Annotated in this window: 16 protein-coding genes and 1 pseudogene; 7 read left to right on the top strand and 10 right to left on the bottom strand. The window is 51.2% G+C overall.

The window, feature by feature from the left end:
- Positions 1-12: 12 nt before the first annotated feature.
- Positions 13-1,032: a signal peptidase I gene (lepB, locus tag Q9J32_RS02325; protein WP_301885357.1), complete on the top strand. Its 1,020-nt coding sequence runs from the start codon at positions 13-15 to the stop codon at positions 1,030-1,032.
- Between the two features lie 308 nt (positions 1,033-1,340).
- Here lepB and Q9J32_RS02330 read toward each other — a convergent pair whose 3' ends face one another.
- The 4 genes from Q9J32_RS02330 to dapF form a co-directional block, all read right to left on the bottom strand.
- Positions 1,341-2,246 (bottom strand): DMT family transporter, encoded by a 906-nt coding sequence (locus Q9J32_RS02330; protein ID WP_301885377.1) that lies wholly within the window; start codon positions 2,244-2,246, stop codon positions 1,341-1,343.
- 470 nt (positions 2,247-2,716) lie between these two features.
- Positions 2,717-3,649, bottom strand: coding sequence for a cysteine synthase A (gene cysK, locus Q9J32_RS02335; RefSeq protein ID WP_301885356.1), 933 nt, complete (start codon positions 3,647-3,649; stop codon positions 2,717-2,719).
- 193 nt (positions 3,650-3,842) lie between these two features.
- On the bottom strand, positions 3,843-4,448 hold the full coding sequence (locus tag Q9J32_RS02340) for a hypothetical protein (RefSeq protein ID WP_301885355.1): 606 nt from the start codon (positions 4,446-4,448) through the stop codon (positions 3,843-3,845).
- Positions 4,445-5,296: a diaminopimelate epimerase gene (gene dapF, locus Q9J32_RS02345; protein WP_301885354.1), complete on the bottom strand. Its 852-nt coding sequence runs from the start codon at positions 5,294-5,296 to the stop codon at positions 4,445-4,447. The genes Q9J32_RS02340 and dapF overlap by 4 nt, the downstream gene beginning before the upstream one ends.
- 135 nt (positions 5,297-5,431) lie before the next feature.
- On the opposite strand from dapF, the gene Q9J32_RS02350 reads away from it, so the two are divergent.
- Together Q9J32_RS02350 and Q9J32_RS02355 are read left to right on the top strand one after the other, a co-directional pair.
- On the top strand, positions 5,432-5,728 hold the full coding sequence (locus tag Q9J32_RS02350) for a hypothetical protein (protein WP_301885353.1): 297 nt from the start codon (positions 5,432-5,434) through the stop codon (positions 5,726-5,728).
- A gap of 13 nt (positions 5,729-5,741) precedes the next feature.
- Entirely contained in the window at positions 5,742-6,410 is a 669-nt protein-coding gene (locus Q9J32_RS02355; RefSeq protein WP_301885352.1) for a sulfite exporter TauE/SafE family protein, read from the top strand.
- 72 nt (positions 6,411-6,482) lie between these two features.
- Here the strand turns inward: Q9J32_RS02355 and pnp are convergent, their stop codons facing one another.
- Both pnp and Q9J32_RS02365 read right to left on the bottom strand, forming a co-directional pair.
- The gene (pnp, locus tag Q9J32_RS02360) at positions 6,483-8,606 is read right to left on the bottom strand and encodes a polyribonucleotide nucleotidyltransferase (protein ID WP_301885351.1); all 2,124 of its coding nucleotides are present in this window, start codon (positions 8,604-8,606) and stop codon (positions 6,483-6,485) included.
- 233 nt (positions 8,607-8,839) lie between these two features.
- Positions 8,840-9,703: a phosphoribosylaminoimidazolesuccinocarboxamide synthase gene (locus Q9J32_RS02365; RefSeq protein WP_301885350.1), complete on the bottom strand. Its 864-nt coding sequence runs from the start codon at positions 9,701-9,703 to the stop codon at positions 8,840-8,842.
- 198 nt (positions 9,704-9,901) lie between these two features.
- On the opposite strand from Q9J32_RS02365, the gene rfbD reads away from it, so the two are divergent.
- Complete coding sequence (gene rfbD / locus Q9J32_RS02370; RefSeq protein WP_301885349.1) at positions 9,902-10,765, top strand: dTDP-4-dehydrorhamnose reductase; 864 nt, start codon at positions 9,902-9,904, stop codon at positions 10,763-10,765.
- A gap of 370 nt (positions 10,766-11,135) precedes the next feature.
- Here the strand turns inward: rfbD and Q9J32_RS02375 are convergent, their stop codons facing one another.
- The 4 genes from Q9J32_RS02375 to Q9J32_RS02390 form a co-directional block, all read right to left on the bottom strand.
- The gene (locus Q9J32_RS02375) at positions 11,136-11,369 is read right to left on the bottom strand and encodes a glutaredoxin family protein (RefSeq protein WP_107818697.1); all 234 of its coding nucleotides are present in this window, start codon (positions 11,367-11,369) and stop codon (positions 11,136-11,138) included.
- Between the two features lie 164 nt (positions 11,370-11,533).
- Complete coding sequence (locus Q9J32_RS02380) at positions 11,534-11,734, bottom strand: bacterioferritin-associated ferredoxin (RefSeq protein ID WP_107818696.1); 201 nt, start codon at positions 11,732-11,734, stop codon at positions 11,534-11,536.
- A 171-nt stretch (positions 11,735-11,905) separates the two neighbouring features.
- A complete protein-coding gene (xerD, locus tag Q9J32_RS02385) occupies positions 11,906-12,781 on the bottom strand; it encodes a site-specific tyrosine recombinase XerD (protein ID WP_301885348.1) in 876 nt (291 codons plus the stop codon).
- Between the two features lie 50 nt (positions 12,782-12,831).
- On the bottom strand, positions 12,832-13,272 hold the full coding sequence (locus Q9J32_RS02390; RefSeq protein ID WP_002214039.1) for a peroxiredoxin: 441 nt from the start codon (positions 13,270-13,272) through the stop codon (positions 12,832-12,834).
- Between the two features lie 159 nt (positions 13,273-13,431).
- Between Q9J32_RS02390 and Q9J32_RS10165 the strand changes: the two are divergent.
- The 3 genes and pseudogenes from Q9J32_RS10165 to hfq all read left to right on the top strand — a co-directional run.
- Positions 13,432-13,546, top strand: a pseudogene (locus tag Q9J32_RS10165) (IS5/IS1182 family transposase); the annotation flags it as partial.
- A 149-nt stretch (positions 13,547-13,695) separates the two neighbouring features.
- Complete coding sequence (locus Q9J32_RS02395) at positions 13,696-14,634, top strand: serine hydrolase (protein ID WP_301885347.1); 939 nt, start codon at positions 13,696-13,698, stop codon at positions 14,632-14,634.
- Between the two features lie 127 nt (positions 14,635-14,761).
- A complete protein-coding gene (hfq, locus tag Q9J32_RS02400; RefSeq protein WP_003687717.1) occupies positions 14,762-15,055 on the top strand; it encodes an RNA chaperone Hfq in 294 nt (97 codons plus the stop codon).
- Positions 15,056-15,059 lie beyond the last annotated feature (4 nt).

Below are 15,059 nucleotides of genomic sequence, written 5' to 3' on the forward strand. Positions count from 1 at the left end.
TGAGGAACAACAATGAACACAATGCTAATGTCGGGCGCGGCTGCCGCGCTGCTTGCCGGTATCATCCTTTATTTCAAAAGCGACAAGAAGCGGCAGGAAAACGGGGAATGGAGTTCCGGCCTCGAATACGCCTATATCCTGACGGCGGTCGGCGTGTTTGCCGCTTTGTCCCTGTTTATGAGCTTTACCGCCGTTTTCCTGATTTTCGTTGTATTGTGCGGTACGGCTTGGGGGGTATATAAATACCGTCTGAAGACTCATCCCGAAATCTCGGAAAGCAGCCACTTCGGCGATTATTTCGGCGGTTTCTTCCCTATCGTTTTGGTATTGTTCCTCATCCGGTCGTTTATTGCCGAACCGTTCCAAATCCCGTCCAGCTCGATGCGCCCGGGCCTAATCAAGGGCGATTTCATTTTGGTCGGCAAATTTTCCTACGGTCTGCGCGTACCCGTTTTAAACAATGTATTTATCCCCACGGGCAAAATCGAACGGGGCGATGTCGTCGTTTTTAATTATCCTTTGCAGCCGGAGATGACCTACATCAAGCGTATTGTCGGCATCCCGGGCGACATTGTCGAATATCGGGACAAGGTTCTGACGGTAAACGGAAAACCAGCTTCCGATATTCCTGACGGCACATACCGTTATCCCGACGACACCGACCCTTCCGAAATCCACAGCACGGATATGTTCCGCAGCGGTTTGGACGGCAAATCTTTCAATATTCTGAAAAAAGAAGGACAGCCTGCCGTTTCCCTGCCCGTATTGGGCAAATATACCTCCGATATTATGTCTGAAAACGGATATTCCATAGAGCAAAGCGGTCTAGAACACTGCCAATATGCCGACGACGGCAGCGGTTTCGTGTGCAAAGTTCCCGAAGGACGCTATTTCGCTATGGGCGACAACCGCGACAACAGTGCCGATTCGCGCTACTGGGGCTTTGTGGATGACAAGCTGGTTGTCGGCAAGGCAATGTTCATTCTGATGAACTTCGGCGATTTCGGCAGGGCCGGTACGGCAATCCGTTAAGCTGGGAAGCCAAGAATGCCGTCTGAAAATAGTTTCAGACGGCATTTGCTATTCCTCACTTTTGCAGGCGGATCTAACGTTGTCGGATTTTCCTACCTATAGTGAATTAAATTTAAATCAGGACAAGGCGGCGAGCCGCAGACAGTACAAATAGTACGGAACCGATTCACTTGGTGCTTCAGCACCTTAGAGAATCGTTCTCTTTGAGCTAAGGCGAGCCAACGCTGTACCGGTTTAAATTTAATTCACTATATCAGTCCGGTAACGCAGGTTCTGCACGGCGAACTGCCAATATTGCCCTGATGGAATCAATGTGAAGACTGCTGTTTCAGCGAACCGAGGTAAATTGCCGAGAGCGTCAGTGCCACCCCTGCCCACTGCACGCCTTCAATCGGTTTGCCCAACCCGAAATAATCGATGAACAGGGCGGCAACCGGTTCGGACAAAAGCAGCAGCCCCGTCAGCGACAGCGAAAGCAGCGGAATCGCATAGGCAACCATCGCCCACGCGAAGCACTGCATCACCACGCCGTACACAAGCACCAAACCGGCATCCCGCCATGTAGTCGGATAAAGCGCGCCGCCGTCCATCAGCAATGCCGGAACAACCAGCGATACCGCGCCGCCCAAACTCAAAATCATCATTGAAGGGAAAAGTGCCACCGGCTCGACTTCATGAGTCTTGCGGACGAACACCATAGACAGAGCAAGCATCAGCCCGGACACCAAACCGCTGACGAATCCCCAAACCGCATTACCGTTGTAGCCGAATTCCGCACCGGCAATCATCGCCACGCCAGCAACTGCCGATATTAAGCCCGCCTTTTTCAGCCCGCTCAAACGTTCGTTAAAAAAGAAAACACCGATTGCCGACAAGAAAAAGATTTGCAGGCTGTTGAGCAGGGTGGAAATACCCGGCCCGACCGCGTGTATGCTTTCGTGCCACAACGCCAAATCGAAAGCAAGAAACACGCCCGCCGTCAGGGCATAGCAGATGGTTTTCCTGTTTTTTGGGAATTTTTGCCCGAAAAACCGTGCTAAAAACCAAAATACGAACACCGAAATCAGCAACCGCCAAAATGCGATTGCATACGGGCCGACGGGGACGGATCTGACAATCAGGCTGCCCAGACCGAACACCACGCAACCCAGCACCAGCAATGGTGCGGCATATTTTTTTCCGTTACCGACCACAATATCCCCTCCCTTCCTCATACGGCTGCCGCGCCGACGGCAAAAATGCCGCCATTCCGAAAATCCGAAAATATGCCGTCTGAAGCCCAAAGCCCCGGCTGCGCCCGGACAAACGGCTGACTTTACGGGCAGGCTGGCTATTTTCCGTTGGGGCAAAAAACCGTCCTGCCGGATAAAACCCGAATATAGTGGATTAACAAAAACCAGTACGGCGTTGCCTCGCCTTAGCTCAAAGAGAACGATTCTCTAAGGTGCTGAAGCACCAAGTGAATCGGTTCCGTACTATTTGTACTGTCTGCGGCTTCGTTGCCTTGTCCTGATTTTTGTTAATCCACTATAAAAAATATTTCCCTCAAGCAATGCGGCGGCACCAATGCCTGATTAAAACACAACCGGCGTTTTCGGCATATATGCAAAAACGCATTTTCCGGCACGACGTTACACCGATACCGAAAAATGCGTCTGAATATTTCGACAATCCGATTAAAGCATTATGCCAAATCTGCAAAAAGTGGCGTAGAGAGATAGCGTTCGCCATAGGAAGGCAGCAGCACGACTATCAGCTTGCCTTCGTTTTCAGGCTGTTTGGCAAGCTGCAACGCGCTCCAAACCGCCGCACCGGAAGAAATACCCACCAAAATGCCTTCTTTTTCCGCCATTGCGCGGGCGGTTTCAAAAGCGGCTTCGTTCGGCACTTTGGCAATGCTGTCGTAAATTTTGGTATTCAAAACGGTCGGAATAAAGCCTGCGCCGATACCTTGAATCGGGTGCGGGCCTTTTTCGCCGCCGCTCAATACGGGGGAAGCCTCGGGCTCGACGGCAACCACTTTGACTTCGGGTTTGTATTTTTTCAACACTTCGCCCACACCGGTAATCGTACCGCCTGTTCCGACACCGGCAACAAAGACATCGACTTTGCCGTCCGTATCCCGCCAAATTTCCTCCCCGGTTGTTTTGCGGTGGACTTCGGGGTTTGCCTCATTGTCGAACTGGCGCGGCATAAAATAAGTGTCGGGATGCGCGTCCACCAAGGATTGCGCTTTGGCAATCGCGCCCGCCATACCTTCGGCGGCGGGGGTTAAAATCAGTTCCGCGCCAAACGCGCGCAACAGCATTTTGCGCTCTTTACTCATGCTTTCCGGCATGGTAATCGCCAGTTTGTAGCCGCGTGCGGCACATACCATTGCCAAACCGATACCCGTATTGCCGCTGGTTGCCTCAACAATCACGGTGTTTTTGTTGATTTTGCCCGCTTTTTCGGCGGCCTCAATCATTGCTTCGGCAATGCGGTCTTTGACGCTGCTGCCCGGATTGAAAAATTCCAGTTTCACGGCAACCTCTGCCTTCAAACCTTCAGTCAGACGGTTCAGTTTGACCAAAGGCGTGTTGCCGATCAATTCGGTGATATTGTTTGCAATTTTCATCTTCTGCTCCTGAATAATAAGGTTTCGACAGTAAGGCACAATCCCCATCGGCATCCTGTCCGATTGCAGGGGATTTGCGCCGAACCATAAACAAATTTCAGATATGGCCGTATCCTAAACCTATGCCGTCTGAAAAACCAATACCCAAATTTTCTTTCTTTATAACTTTTTGTTCCAATACGGCCACACCGTATTATCTTCCAATTTCTGAAAGCAGCAGCACCAGTACTGAGACCTGCATCAACGCCGCCGTCAACACGCCGAGGCGCAACTGCGAACCACTGAACAGAAAGGAAGGCCGCCCGTCTATACCCCTGCCATGCACATAAGCAAGCGCCATCAGCACAAACTGCAACACGAACCAATAAACCGGCTTCAGCGCATAAAGTTTAAGCAATGCCGAAAATACGAACACTTGGGCTGTTCCCGAAAACCAATAATGCGCCAACACGCACACACCGGCGAAGGCAAGCGTCATCGATACATTACTGACGGCAAAAAGCCCGAGCAGCGGATGCCCGGCATCTGCCTGCCACCCCTCTTCGTCTGCCTTCCTCCGCCAATGCCCGATAAAGAAAAATATACTGCCCAGTGTCAGATAAAAGTGGGGAATGAACAAAGGTGCGGCATGGGTCAATCCCCACATCCCCGGCATCAGCTTCGCCCCCAAAACCGATATTCCCAGCCACAGCACGATACTCGCCCAAAACCATTGCAACATTCCTGCGCGGAATATCAGGAACAGAAAAACCGCCGCATACAGTAAGGCAGACAAAAAATCCAAATGCAGCAAAATCATGAATACGCCAACTCGCCTTCAAACACCGTTTCCGCAGGGCCGGTCATCATTACATCGCCGCCGCAGGCCCATTCGATATATAAAGTCCCGCCCGGCAAAACCACCTCTACCGTTTTCCCTTCATCCAACAGCCCCAGACGGATACCCGCCACCACAGCCGCACACGCGCCCGTGCCGCACGCTTGGGTTTCGCCCACGCCGCGCTCGAACACGCGCAAACGGATTGCCGTCCGACCGACAACCTGCATAAAGCCGACGTTGACGCGTTCGGGGAACTGCCTGTGCGCTTCGATAAGCGAACCGGTTTCGCGCACCGGCGCACATTCCACGTCATCCACCGTAATCACCGCATGGGGGTTGCCCATATTGACGCAGCTGACAGGCTGAATGCCGGATTCGAGATGCACCCCGTAAATACAGGCATCGTCCCCCTCGCCCGATTCGGGAACAAACGGTATTTCAGACGGCATAAACTTCGGTTTGCCCATATTGACCGTAACCATACCGTTATCGGACAATTTTGGAAAAATAATACCATTTGCCGTTTCAACACAAATTTCTTTCTTATCGGTCAAACCCTTGTCTGCAACAAAACGGGCAAAACAACGCGCTCCGTTGCCGCACTGCCCGACCTCGCCGCCGTCGGCATTGAAAATACGGTAACGGAAATCCACGCCTTCGGTTTCCGAACGCCCGACCACCAAAAGCTGGTCGAAGCCCACGCCGCAGAAACGGTCAGCCCATTCCGCAATCGGTGCGTCCTCGGGGGTAAAATCCTGACTGACCGCGTCAATCACCATAAAATCGTTGCCCAAACCGTGCATTTTGGTAAATTTCAAAGTTTTCATATTGTTCCGAAATCCCGTATCGTCTGTTGCTTCCGAATCCGAAATCCCCGCGCCGAAGGGAAATGCTTCCATCTCCCGCCGCCTGAGGATTAAAATGAGCCATTATACTGTTTGTTACCCCTTACAAGAAACACAATGTCCCGCCTGTTCCTCCTGCTTTTCCCTTGGGCAATCCTTGCCGCCTGCACCCGAAACATACCGGCAAGCCCCGCCGTTTCAGATTGCGCGCATCTTCACAACCGCACCGTCCTGCATTTCGACGCACACGGCAAACCCGCCGACGGCGCGGTAAAGGGCGGATTTTACAAAATTATCGAAATACAGGGTGCAAACCGCATCCTTATTCAAGACTTTAACAGCACGGGGAATGCCCTCGGCAGACCCTATTGGTCGGACTGCCGGAAATCATCCCTTTCCCCGAAAAATATCTGACTCCAAACTGCCCATGAACCACGACATCACTTTCCTCACCCTGTTCCTGCTCGGTTTCTTCGGCGGAACGCACTGCATCGGAATGTGCGGCGGATTAAGCAGCGCGTTTGCGCTCCAACTCCCCCAGCATATCAACCGCTTTTGGCTGATCCTGCTGCTTAACACAGGACGGATAAGCAGCTATACGGCAATCGGTCTAATTCTCGGATTAATCGGACAGGTCGGCGTTTCACTCGACCAAACCCGCGTCCTGCAGAATATTTTATACACAGCCGCCAACCTCCTGCTGCTCTTTTTAGGCTTATACTTGAGCGGTATTTCTTCCTTGGCGGCAAAAATCGAGAAAATCGGCAAACCGATATGGCGCAACCTGAACCCGATACTCAACCGACTGCTGCCCATAAAATCCATACCGGCCTGCCTTGCTGTCGGAATATTATGGGGTTGGCTGCCGTGCGGACTGGTTTACAGCGCATCACTTTACGCGCTGGGAAGCGGTAGTGCGGCAACGGGCGGGTTATATATGCTTGCCTTTGCACTGGGTACGCTGCCCAATCTTTTGGCAATCGGCATTTTTTCCCTGCAACTGAAAAAAATCATGCAAAACCGATATATCCGCCTGTGTACAGGATTATCCGTATCATTATGGGCATTGTGGAAGCTTGCCGTCCTGTGGCTGTAACCCCCATTCATTCCCGATACCCGTAAAAAATGCCGTCTGAAACCTGTTCAGACGGCATTTTCACCTTAAGCGTTACTCGGCGGCATTTTCCTCACGGGCAGGTGCATCCAGCAGGGCTTTGATGGACAGGCGCACACGGCCTCTGTCGTCCACTTCCAATGCTTTCACGTTCACAACCTGACCTACTTGCAGGTAATCGCTGACATTGCGTACGCGCTCGTGGGCGATTTGGCTGATGTGTACCAAACCGTCTTTGCCCGGCATCACGCTGACAATCGCACCGACGTTGTTGTCGAGGATTTTCACCACAGTGCCTTCATACACTTTGCCCACTTCCACTTCGGCAGTAATCTGCTCGATGCGTTTTTTCGCCGCATCGCCGGCTTCTTGAGTGGTCGCGGCAATGGTAACCGTACCGTCTTCGGCAATATTGATTTCCGTACCGGTTTCGGCGGTAATCGAACGGATGGTTTCACCGCCTTTACCGATAACTTCGCGGATTTTGTCTTGGTTGATTTTCATGGTGAACAAACGTGGCGCGTGTGCAGACAGCTCTTGTGGACCTGCAACGGCGGCTTTCATCTGATCCAAGATGTGTAAACGTGCTTCTTTGGCTTGAGCCAAAGCGATCTGCATAATTTCTTTGGTAATGCCTTGGATTTTGATGTCCATTTGCAGTGCGGTAACGCCTTCGGTCGTACCGGCCACTTTAAAGTCCATATCGCCCAAGTGGTCTTCGTCGCCCAAAATGTCGGTCAGGACGGCAAATTTGTTGCCTTCCAGAATCAGACCCATCGCGATACCGGCAACGTGTGCTTTCAAAGGCACGCCGGCAGACAGCAGACTCAGGCAGCCGCCACAGACGGAAGCCATAGAGGAAGAGCCGTTGGATTCGGTAATTTCGGAGACCACGCGCATGGTGTAGCTGAAATCTTCAGGTTTCGGCAATACGGCCAACAATGCACGTTTAGCCAAACGGCCGTGACCGATTTCACGGCGTTTCGGCGCGCCTATGCGTCCGACTTCGCCGGTAGAGTACGGCGGAAAGTTGTAGTGCAGCATAAAGCGGTCGGTGTATTCGCCGGACAGCGCGTCGATGATTTGCTCGTCGCGCGAAGTACCCAAAGTCGCCACAGCAAGAGCTTGGGTTTCGCCACGGGTAAACAATGCAGAACCGTGCGTGCGCGGCAATACGCCGGTTTGGATGTTCAACGGGCGGACGGTGCGGGTGTCGCGGCCGTCGATGCGCGGTTGGCCGTCCAAAATTTGACTGCGGACGACATCGCCCTCCAAGTGTTTGAAAATACCTTTGATTTCGTTGGCTGCCAGCGTGTCGGTTTCTTCGGTAATCAAGGCTTCTTTTACCGCATTCCAAGCCTCGTCCAATTTTGCGGAACGCGCTTGTTTTTGACGGATTTTGAACGCTTCTTTAATGGTTTCGCCGGCAATCCCGCGTACTTTGGCAACCAGTTCCTCATTGGTTTCAGGTGCTTTCCAATCCCAAACCTCCGGGTTGACTTCGTCGGCAAATTCATTGATGGCGTTAATCGCAGCCTGCATTTGATCGTGGCCGTAAACCACCGCGCCCAACATCACGTCTTCGGGCAGGATTTTGGCTTCGGATTCCACCATCAACACGGCTTTGGACGTACCGGCGACCACCAAGTCCAATTGTGATTTCGCCAATTCGGCTTTAGTCGGGTTCAAAACGTACACGCCGTTTATATAACCCACGCGTGCCGCACCAATCGGACCGGCAAACGGTACGCCGCTCAACACCAGCGCGGCAGACGCGCCCAACATTGCAGGAATGTCGGAATCGATTTCGGGATCGACGGACACGACCATCGCTACGATTTGGATGTCGTGGTAGAAACCTTCGGGGAACAGCGGACGAATCGGGCGGTCGATCAGACGGCTGGTCAGGATTTCTTTTTCGCTTTGTTTGCCCTCGCGTTTGAAGAAGCCGCCCGGGATTTTGCCTGCGGCGTAAGTGCGTTCCAAATAATCGACGGTCAGGGGGAAGAAGTCCTGACCTTCTTTCACTTCTTTGTTGGTAGTAACGGCAACCAAAACAACGGTGTCGCCCATCGATACTTTAACGGCAGCGGCGGCTTGGCGGGCAATTTCGCCAGTTTCCAAAGTAACGGTTTGATTACCGTATTGGAAGGTCTTAACGTGTTTGTTGAACATCATTGTTCCTTTCAAAATACCGCACTGCTAAAACACTAATAATGCACACTAAAATCCGAATGTGCATAGTTAGGGTTTCAGACCGTGCGGCAGGTTGTAAACAAGCTTTCAGACGGCATTTCGGACGCTGAAAGCAATTGCGGATTATAAAGGCAACCATCCTTAAAATCCAGTATTGATACAATAAAAAGACCGTCTGAACCATATTCCTTTCAGACGGCCCTCAAACTTAAAAATCAATCCTGAGTCAGCAAAGTCAATGCTTCCCGATACTTCTCGACTGTTTTCCGAATCACATCGGCAGGCACTTTCGGCGCAGGGGCTTTTTTGTTCCAACCGCTTTGTTCCAGCCAGTCGCGGACGAACTGTTTGTCAAAAGACGGCGGATTGATGCCGACTTTATATTGATCCGCCGGCCAAAAACGGCTTGAATCAGGAGTCAATACCTCATCCATCAGCGTCAGCGTACCGTTTTCATCCAAACCGAATTCAAACTTGGTATCGCAAATAATAATACCGCGCGATTTGGCATATTCCGCCGCTTCGGTGTAAAGCAGAACCGCCTTGGCGCGCACTTCTTCCGCCAATTCTTTGCCGATAATGCGTCCGCATTCTTCAAAGCTGATGTTTTCATCGTGATCGCCGACTGCGGCTTTAGTTGAGGGCGTAAAAATCACTTCGGGCAGTTGTTGCGCTTCCCGCATACCTTCGGGCAACCGAATACCGCAAACCGAGCCGGTTTTTTGATAATCTTTCCAACCGCTGCCTGCCAGATAACCGCGCACAATCGCCTCAACTTTCACCGGAGTGAGCTTTTTAGCCACGACGGCGCGTTTTTCTAAAACTTTGGCTTCGTTCTCAGGCAAAACATCGTACACAGTATTACCGGTGAAATGGTTGGGCATAATATGCGCCAGTTTTTTAAACCAAAAATTGGAAATCTGCGTCAGGATTTCGCCCTTACCCGGAATCGGATCATCCAAAATCACATCGAATGCTGACAAGCGGTCGGAAGCGACCATCAGCATCCGTTTATCGTCAATTTCGTACAAATCGCGCACTTTTCCGGAATAAATCTTTGCCAAACCAATCTCACTCATTTCGCACCCCCTGAAAATATCTTGAAAATACCGACCCGACACCCGACAGGTTTGAATCGCAATCCGATATTTTAGCCGAAGTCGGCGCAAAACAATACCCATGGCACAAAAAGCCAACCCGTCAACCGTCGGCAAAGTTTTGGCACTATAATACCGACAGCAAGTCCTACAATACACTTTCACCAAAGGAAATACCTCATGAGAATCCTATTGACAGGTTCGAAAAGCCAACTGGCACGCTGCCTGCGCGACCGTCTTCCGGAAGACTGGGAAACCATCGCGACGGATTCCGCATCCCTAGACATTACCGATGCCGATGCCGTCTGCAACATGGTCAAAAGTTTCCAACCCGACGCTATTGTCAACACGGCTGCCTATACTGCCGTCGATAAAGCGGAAGGCGATGCGGCGGCGGCATTTGCCGTCAATGCCTCCGCCGTTTACAACCTTGCCTTGGCAGCACATCGCGCCCATGCCCGATTCATCCACATCTCAACCGACTATGTTTTTGACGGAAAAGGTAAAAGACCCTACCAGGAAAGCGACTTTACCAACCCTTCCAATGTATACGGACAATCCAAAACCGCCGGTGAACTGCTCGCACTGTCTGCCAATCCCGACAGCCTTATCCTGCGGACTTCTTGGCTGTTTAGCGAATACGGGGACAACTTTGTCCGCACCATGCTGAACCTTGCGCGGGAACGTTCCCCGCTGTCCGCCGTCCACAACCAAACCGGCTGCCCGACCTATGCCGGCGACTTGTCCGCCGCCATCATCCGCCTGTTGCAACAGTCCAATCCCATTCGCGGCATTTACCACTACGCCGGCGGCAAATCCGTATCCTGGTACGAATTTGCCCAACATATTTTCCAAGCGGCATCGCAACAGCAGACATCCTTCCCCGTTCCCGAATTGACTGCCGTTTCAGACAAGGAATATCCGACCGCCGCCCCCAGGCCCGCATACAGCATTTTGGACTGCCGCAAAATCGAAAACGACTTCGGCATCAAACCGTCGGACTGGCAAAAAGCCCTTGCACAGGTCATTTCCAAGCTGCTCTGATACCACCCTCCCCTCCGTTTCCGCCGCCAAGCACCGCCTTGGCGGTTTTCTTATAAATTCTACCGATTACACAACCACATATCATCTTTACACAATCATGCTTCCATCAACAGCAAAACATGATATGATTGCCGCCAATAACATCTCACAATAAATTTTCTAATTTTTATTGAAAAAATCAATAAATAAGAATTCTCCCAACCGACAAATAAAATAAAGAAAGGGTCAATATGCAACACCGAAGAAGACTGGCAATTTACCAGGCATCCAAACGTGCTTCCTTTACCGGCAGGTCATCCGCCCCGCAAAAACGTAAAGAACGTTGATTTGAAAAAAATGCCGTCTGAAGTCCTGCTTCAGACGGCATTTTTTACCGTTCGAGAAACTGTTTCAACCTGTCCTCATCCAAAAACCAGTGGCAGATTTCCTCATCTCCCGCCAACAAAACGGGCACCAGTTCATTGTATTTTTCTTCCAAAGCGGGATCGTCGTCCACATCGAACACATCCAAGCCAAACCCGTATTCATCCTGAAAAGGTTTGAGTTCGTCGCGCATTTTGTGGCACAAGCTGCAATATTCGCGAAACATCAAGGTCAATTTCATCCGCGTTTCCTTATCTGTCAATTTGCACACGCCAAAGCCTCAGACGCAGCAGAATCATGGTCTATTTGGGAAAAAACAATGTTTTCGAGGAAGATGATACCCAAGTCCTGCCAAAAACAGCAAAATGCCGTCTGAACAGTTCAGACGGCATTTCCAAAACCGTTTTACACTTGAACGTTGATACCCGCCGTAACCGTCGGTTGCGCATTGTGCGCCGTCAGAAACGAAGCGGCAAGCTCCCCGCAGCAGCCGCAGCAGCTCGCCACGCCCAATTGCGACTGCAAATCGCCCATTGTGGTCGCGCCGGCGGCGATGGTTTCCTTGATTTGGTGGTCGGTAACGGCATTGCAGATGCAGACAAACATTTTGTGCTCCGTGTGTTCTTAAGCTATCGTACCGATAGCGGCTTTTATTATCGTATGCAAATATAAATAAAAACAGTTCGTATTGCAAGGTCGGCATACACGGTTTATCTTGGTAATTTTTTATCAAGTTTGCATTTTCGATTGATTTCTTATTAAACCGAAGCAGAAGCCTCAGTTTCGGGAATGGTGTTCCTTAACCACGCTATGCAGCCGCACATTGGCAACATGGGTATAAATCTGCGTCGTATTCAAATCGGCATGTCCCAACATATCCTGAACTACGCGCAAATCCAAGCCGTGCTGCACCAGATGGGTGGCGAAGGCATGGCGCAGGCTGTGCGGGCTGATGTGCCCGATACCTGCCCTGCCTGCATATTCTTTGACAATCATCCATGCCAACTGACGGGAAATGCCCGTTTTTTTCTGACTGACAAACAAGGCATCGCAACTCCTGCCTTTCAGCAGAAGCGGACGTGCCTCCGTATAATAGCGTTCCACCCAATACGCCGACTCCTGTCCCATCGGGACCATCCTCTGCTTATCACCCTTGCCCAGCGTGGTAATACAGCCCCTGTCCAAATCCACATTGCCGAAATTCAGCCCGACTGCCTCGCTGACGCGCAAGCCGGTCGCATACATCAATTCAAGCAGGGCCTTATCCCGCAAACCGTGCGGCGTGTCGGTATCCGGCGCGGCAAGCAGTCGGGAAATCTGCTGTTCTGTAATCAGTGTCGGAATATTCTTGTCGATTTTGGGCGGTTTCAGCAAACGAGTGGGATTGTCCGTCCTTATGCCTTCACGCTCCATCCATATATACAGGCGTTTGCACGCCGACAGTGCGCGCGCCTGCGAACTCCGTTGCTCTCCGTCAACATAAACCGCCGCCGCCAAATCCGCTTCGTCCGCATCTTCCAGCGTTTTGCCGCACAAAGACAGCCGACGGGCAATTTTTTCCAAATCCCGCCGGTAGCTGTCCAAAGTATTCCGACTGAACCGCCGATCCAGCCACAAAGTTTCCAGCAGCCTGTCAATCAAACCGTTTTCCATAGCGTTCCAAACCAATGCCGTCTGAAGGCTTCAGACGGCATTGCCGATACTCATCGGGAAAGCGTTTCCAATACTTCCTGCGCATGACCTGCCACTTTGACTTTCCGCCATTCATGGGCGATTTCTCCATCCTTATTCAAGACGAACGTACTGCGCTCGATGCCGAGCGACTCTTTCCCATACAGTTTTTTCAATTTGATGACATCAAACAGGCGGCACACTGTTTCATCCTTGTCGCTCAACAGCTCAAACCGGAAACCCTGCTTGGCGCAAAAATTCTGATGTGCCTTTACGCCGTCGCGGGAAATACCGACCACGGTATAACCCAATGCCTCAAACTGTTCCAAACGCGCATTGAAATCCAAGCCTTCCGTCGTACAGCCCGGCGTACTGTCTTTCGGATAAAAATACACGACCAAAGGCAGATGTTCTGCCGAATGAAAATCCGCACCGCTGCTCGAAGGCAGGGTAAATTCATATTTCACATCCATAGTCCTACTCCCTATATTCCCATTATTCAAAACGGCACGAAGACGCACCGCCGCAATTTCCAAACCAACCCCGATTCTACCGCCCCAAAGGACAAAGATTCAACTGCCGGAAACATCCAAACCGACACACGACAGCATGAAAAATATCCATGTCAAACCACAAAATATAGTGGATTAACAAAAATCAGGACAAGGCGACGAAGCCGCAGACAGTACAAATAGTACGGCAAGGCGAGGCAACGCTGTACTGGTTTTTGTTAATCCACTATATGTTCCTATTTAAAAACAGAATGTTATAAAACCCAACCCCCAAAACACAACAAGACCGCCCGCCTACGGGCAGTCTCCTGTCAGACGACATACTTTACAGATGGCTGTTTTTTCAACAAAATAACGCCAATACTCAAAAATACGGAATCAAAAATGTCCATCCGCACTCTGAAACGCCTGCCCTCATCGCTGCTTCTCGGCCTCTGCCTTTCCCTGCCGTCATCCCACCTTTTTGCCGACAACGACATTTTAGGGCAATTTTTAGAACAGAACATGCTTACCTCCTCCGATCCGATAGAAATATTCGCCGAAAGCACGATACATCCCACCAACACCCAAACCATCACAAGCGGTCTGATTCTTTCCTCCCAATCCGCACTGGTTGTCAATAATAAAACGGGACAAATACTGTATCAGAAAAATGCCGACAGAATCATGCCCATCGCCTCCATCTCCAAACTCATGAGCGCGATGGTCGTTTTGGATGCAAACTTGGACATGAACGAAACCGTTACCATCACGCCCGACGAAATCGACCGCCTCAAAGGGACCGGCAGCCGTCTTGCCATCGGCACGTCCCTTACTCGGAAAGAGCTGCTTCACTTAAGCCTGATGAGCAGCGAAAACCGAGCCACCCACGCCTTGGGCAGAACCTACCCCGGCGGCATGGGCGCATTTGTCGCCGCCATGAACCGCAAAGCCCAAAGACTGGGCATGTACAGCAGCCGCTTTTACGAACCGACCGGACTCAACTTCCAAAACGTTTCCACCGCCAAAGACCTGAGCCTCATGGTCAACGCCGCCGCCCAATATCCGCAAATCCGCACCAACTCGACTTCCAACTACGCCTCGGTACAGACCAAAAACGGGCAGCAGAACTACAAAAACTCCAATGCCTTGGTCAGGGAAGGCATGTGGAACATCGAATTGCAGAAAACCGGCTACATACGCGAGGCAGGCAGGTCTATGGTTGTCAAAGCCAACATTCAAAACCAACCCGTTACCATCGTATTGCTGAACTCGCCCACATCCGCCACACGCGTCAACGACGCGCGCAAAATCGAATCGTGGATGCTGCAGCAACGCTCCTGACATACAAATGTCCGGCGGAAAACCGCCCAAACACAAAAAAATTGGTAATTTTTCCTATTCAAGGCTACAATTCGACACGCACAGGGCATCTGCCCGATTTCACAATCATAATAACGGAGTTAAAAATATGACAGCTAAAGGACAAATGTTGCAAGATCCCTTCCTGAACGCCCTGCGTAAAGAGCACGTTCCGGTTTCGATTTACCTGGTCAACGGCATCAAACTGCAAGGTCAGGTCGAATCTTTCGACCAATACGTCGTTCTTCTGAGAAACACTTCCGTAACCCAAATGGTTTACAAACACGCCATTTCCACCATCGTACCGGCTCGCTCCGTCAACCTCCAACATGAAAACAAACCCCAAGCCGCACCGGCTTCGACCCTTGTCCAAGTGGAAACCGTCCAGCAGCCTGCCGAATAATACG

The sequence above is a fragment of the Neisseria uirgultaei genome (assembly GCF_962719845.1).
GTDB lineage: Bacteria > Pseudomonadota > Gammaproteobacteria > Burkholderiales > Neisseriaceae > Neisseria > Neisseria bergeri.

Bases quoted from the DNA above. Each gene is read 5' to 3' on its own strand.
- lepB (WP_301885357.1), top strand. From the start codon at position 13: ATGAACACAATGCTAATGTCGGGCGCGGCTGCCGCGCTGCTTGCCGGT.
- Q9J32_RS02330 (WP_301885377.1), bottom strand. From the start codon at position 2,246: ATGAGGAAGGGAGGGGATATTGTGGTCGGTAACGGAAAAAAATATGCC.
- cysK (WP_301885356.1), bottom strand. From the start codon at position 3,649: ATGAAAATTGCAAACAATATCACCGAATTGATCGGCAACACGCCTTTG.
- Q9J32_RS02340 (WP_301885355.1), bottom strand. From the start codon at position 4,448: ATGATTTTGCTGCATTTGGATTTTTTGTCTGCCTTACTGTATGCGGCG.
- dapF (WP_301885354.1), bottom strand. From the start codon at position 5,296: ATGAAAACTTTGAAATTTACCAAAATGCACGGTTTGGGCAACGATTTT.
- Q9J32_RS02350 (WP_301885353.1), top strand. From the start codon at position 5,432: ATGTCCCGCCTGTTCCTCCTGCTTTTCCCTTGGGCAATCCTTGCCGCC.
- Q9J32_RS02355 (WP_301885352.1), top strand. From the start codon at position 5,742: ATGAACCACGACATCACTTTCCTCACCCTGTTCCTGCTCGGTTTCTTC.
- pnp (WP_301885351.1), bottom strand. From the start codon at position 8,606: ATGATGTTCAACAAACACGTTAAGACCTTCCAATACGGTAATCAAACC.
- Q9J32_RS02365 (WP_301885350.1), bottom strand. From the start codon at position 9,703: ATGAGTGAGATTGGTTTGGCAAAGATTTATTCCGGAAAAGTGCGCGAT.
- rfbD (WP_301885349.1), top strand. From the start codon at position 9,902: ATGAGAATCCTATTGACAGGTTCGAAAAGCCAACTGGCACGCTGCCTG.
- Q9J32_RS02375 (WP_107818697.1), bottom strand. From the start codon at position 11,369: ATGAAATTGACCTTGATGTTTCGCGAATATTGCAGCTTGTGCCACAAA.
- Q9J32_RS02380 (WP_107818696.1), bottom strand. From the start codon at position 11,734: ATGTTTGTCTGCATCTGCAATGCCGTTACCGACCACCAAATCAAGGAA.
- xerD (WP_301885348.1), bottom strand. From the start codon at position 12,781: ATGGAAAACGGTTTGATTGACAGGCTGCTGGAAACTTTGTGGCTGGAT.
- Q9J32_RS02390 (WP_002214039.1), bottom strand. From the start codon at position 13,272: ATGGATGTGAAATATGAATTTACCCTGCCTTCGAGCAGCGGTGCGGAT.
- Q9J32_RS02395 (WP_301885347.1), top strand. From the start codon at position 13,696: ATGTCCATCCGCACTCTGAAACGCCTGCCCTCATCGCTGCTTCTCGGC.
- hfq (WP_003687717.1), top strand. From the start codon at position 14,762: ATGACAGCTAAAGGACAAATGTTGCAAGATCCCTTCCTGAACGCCCTG.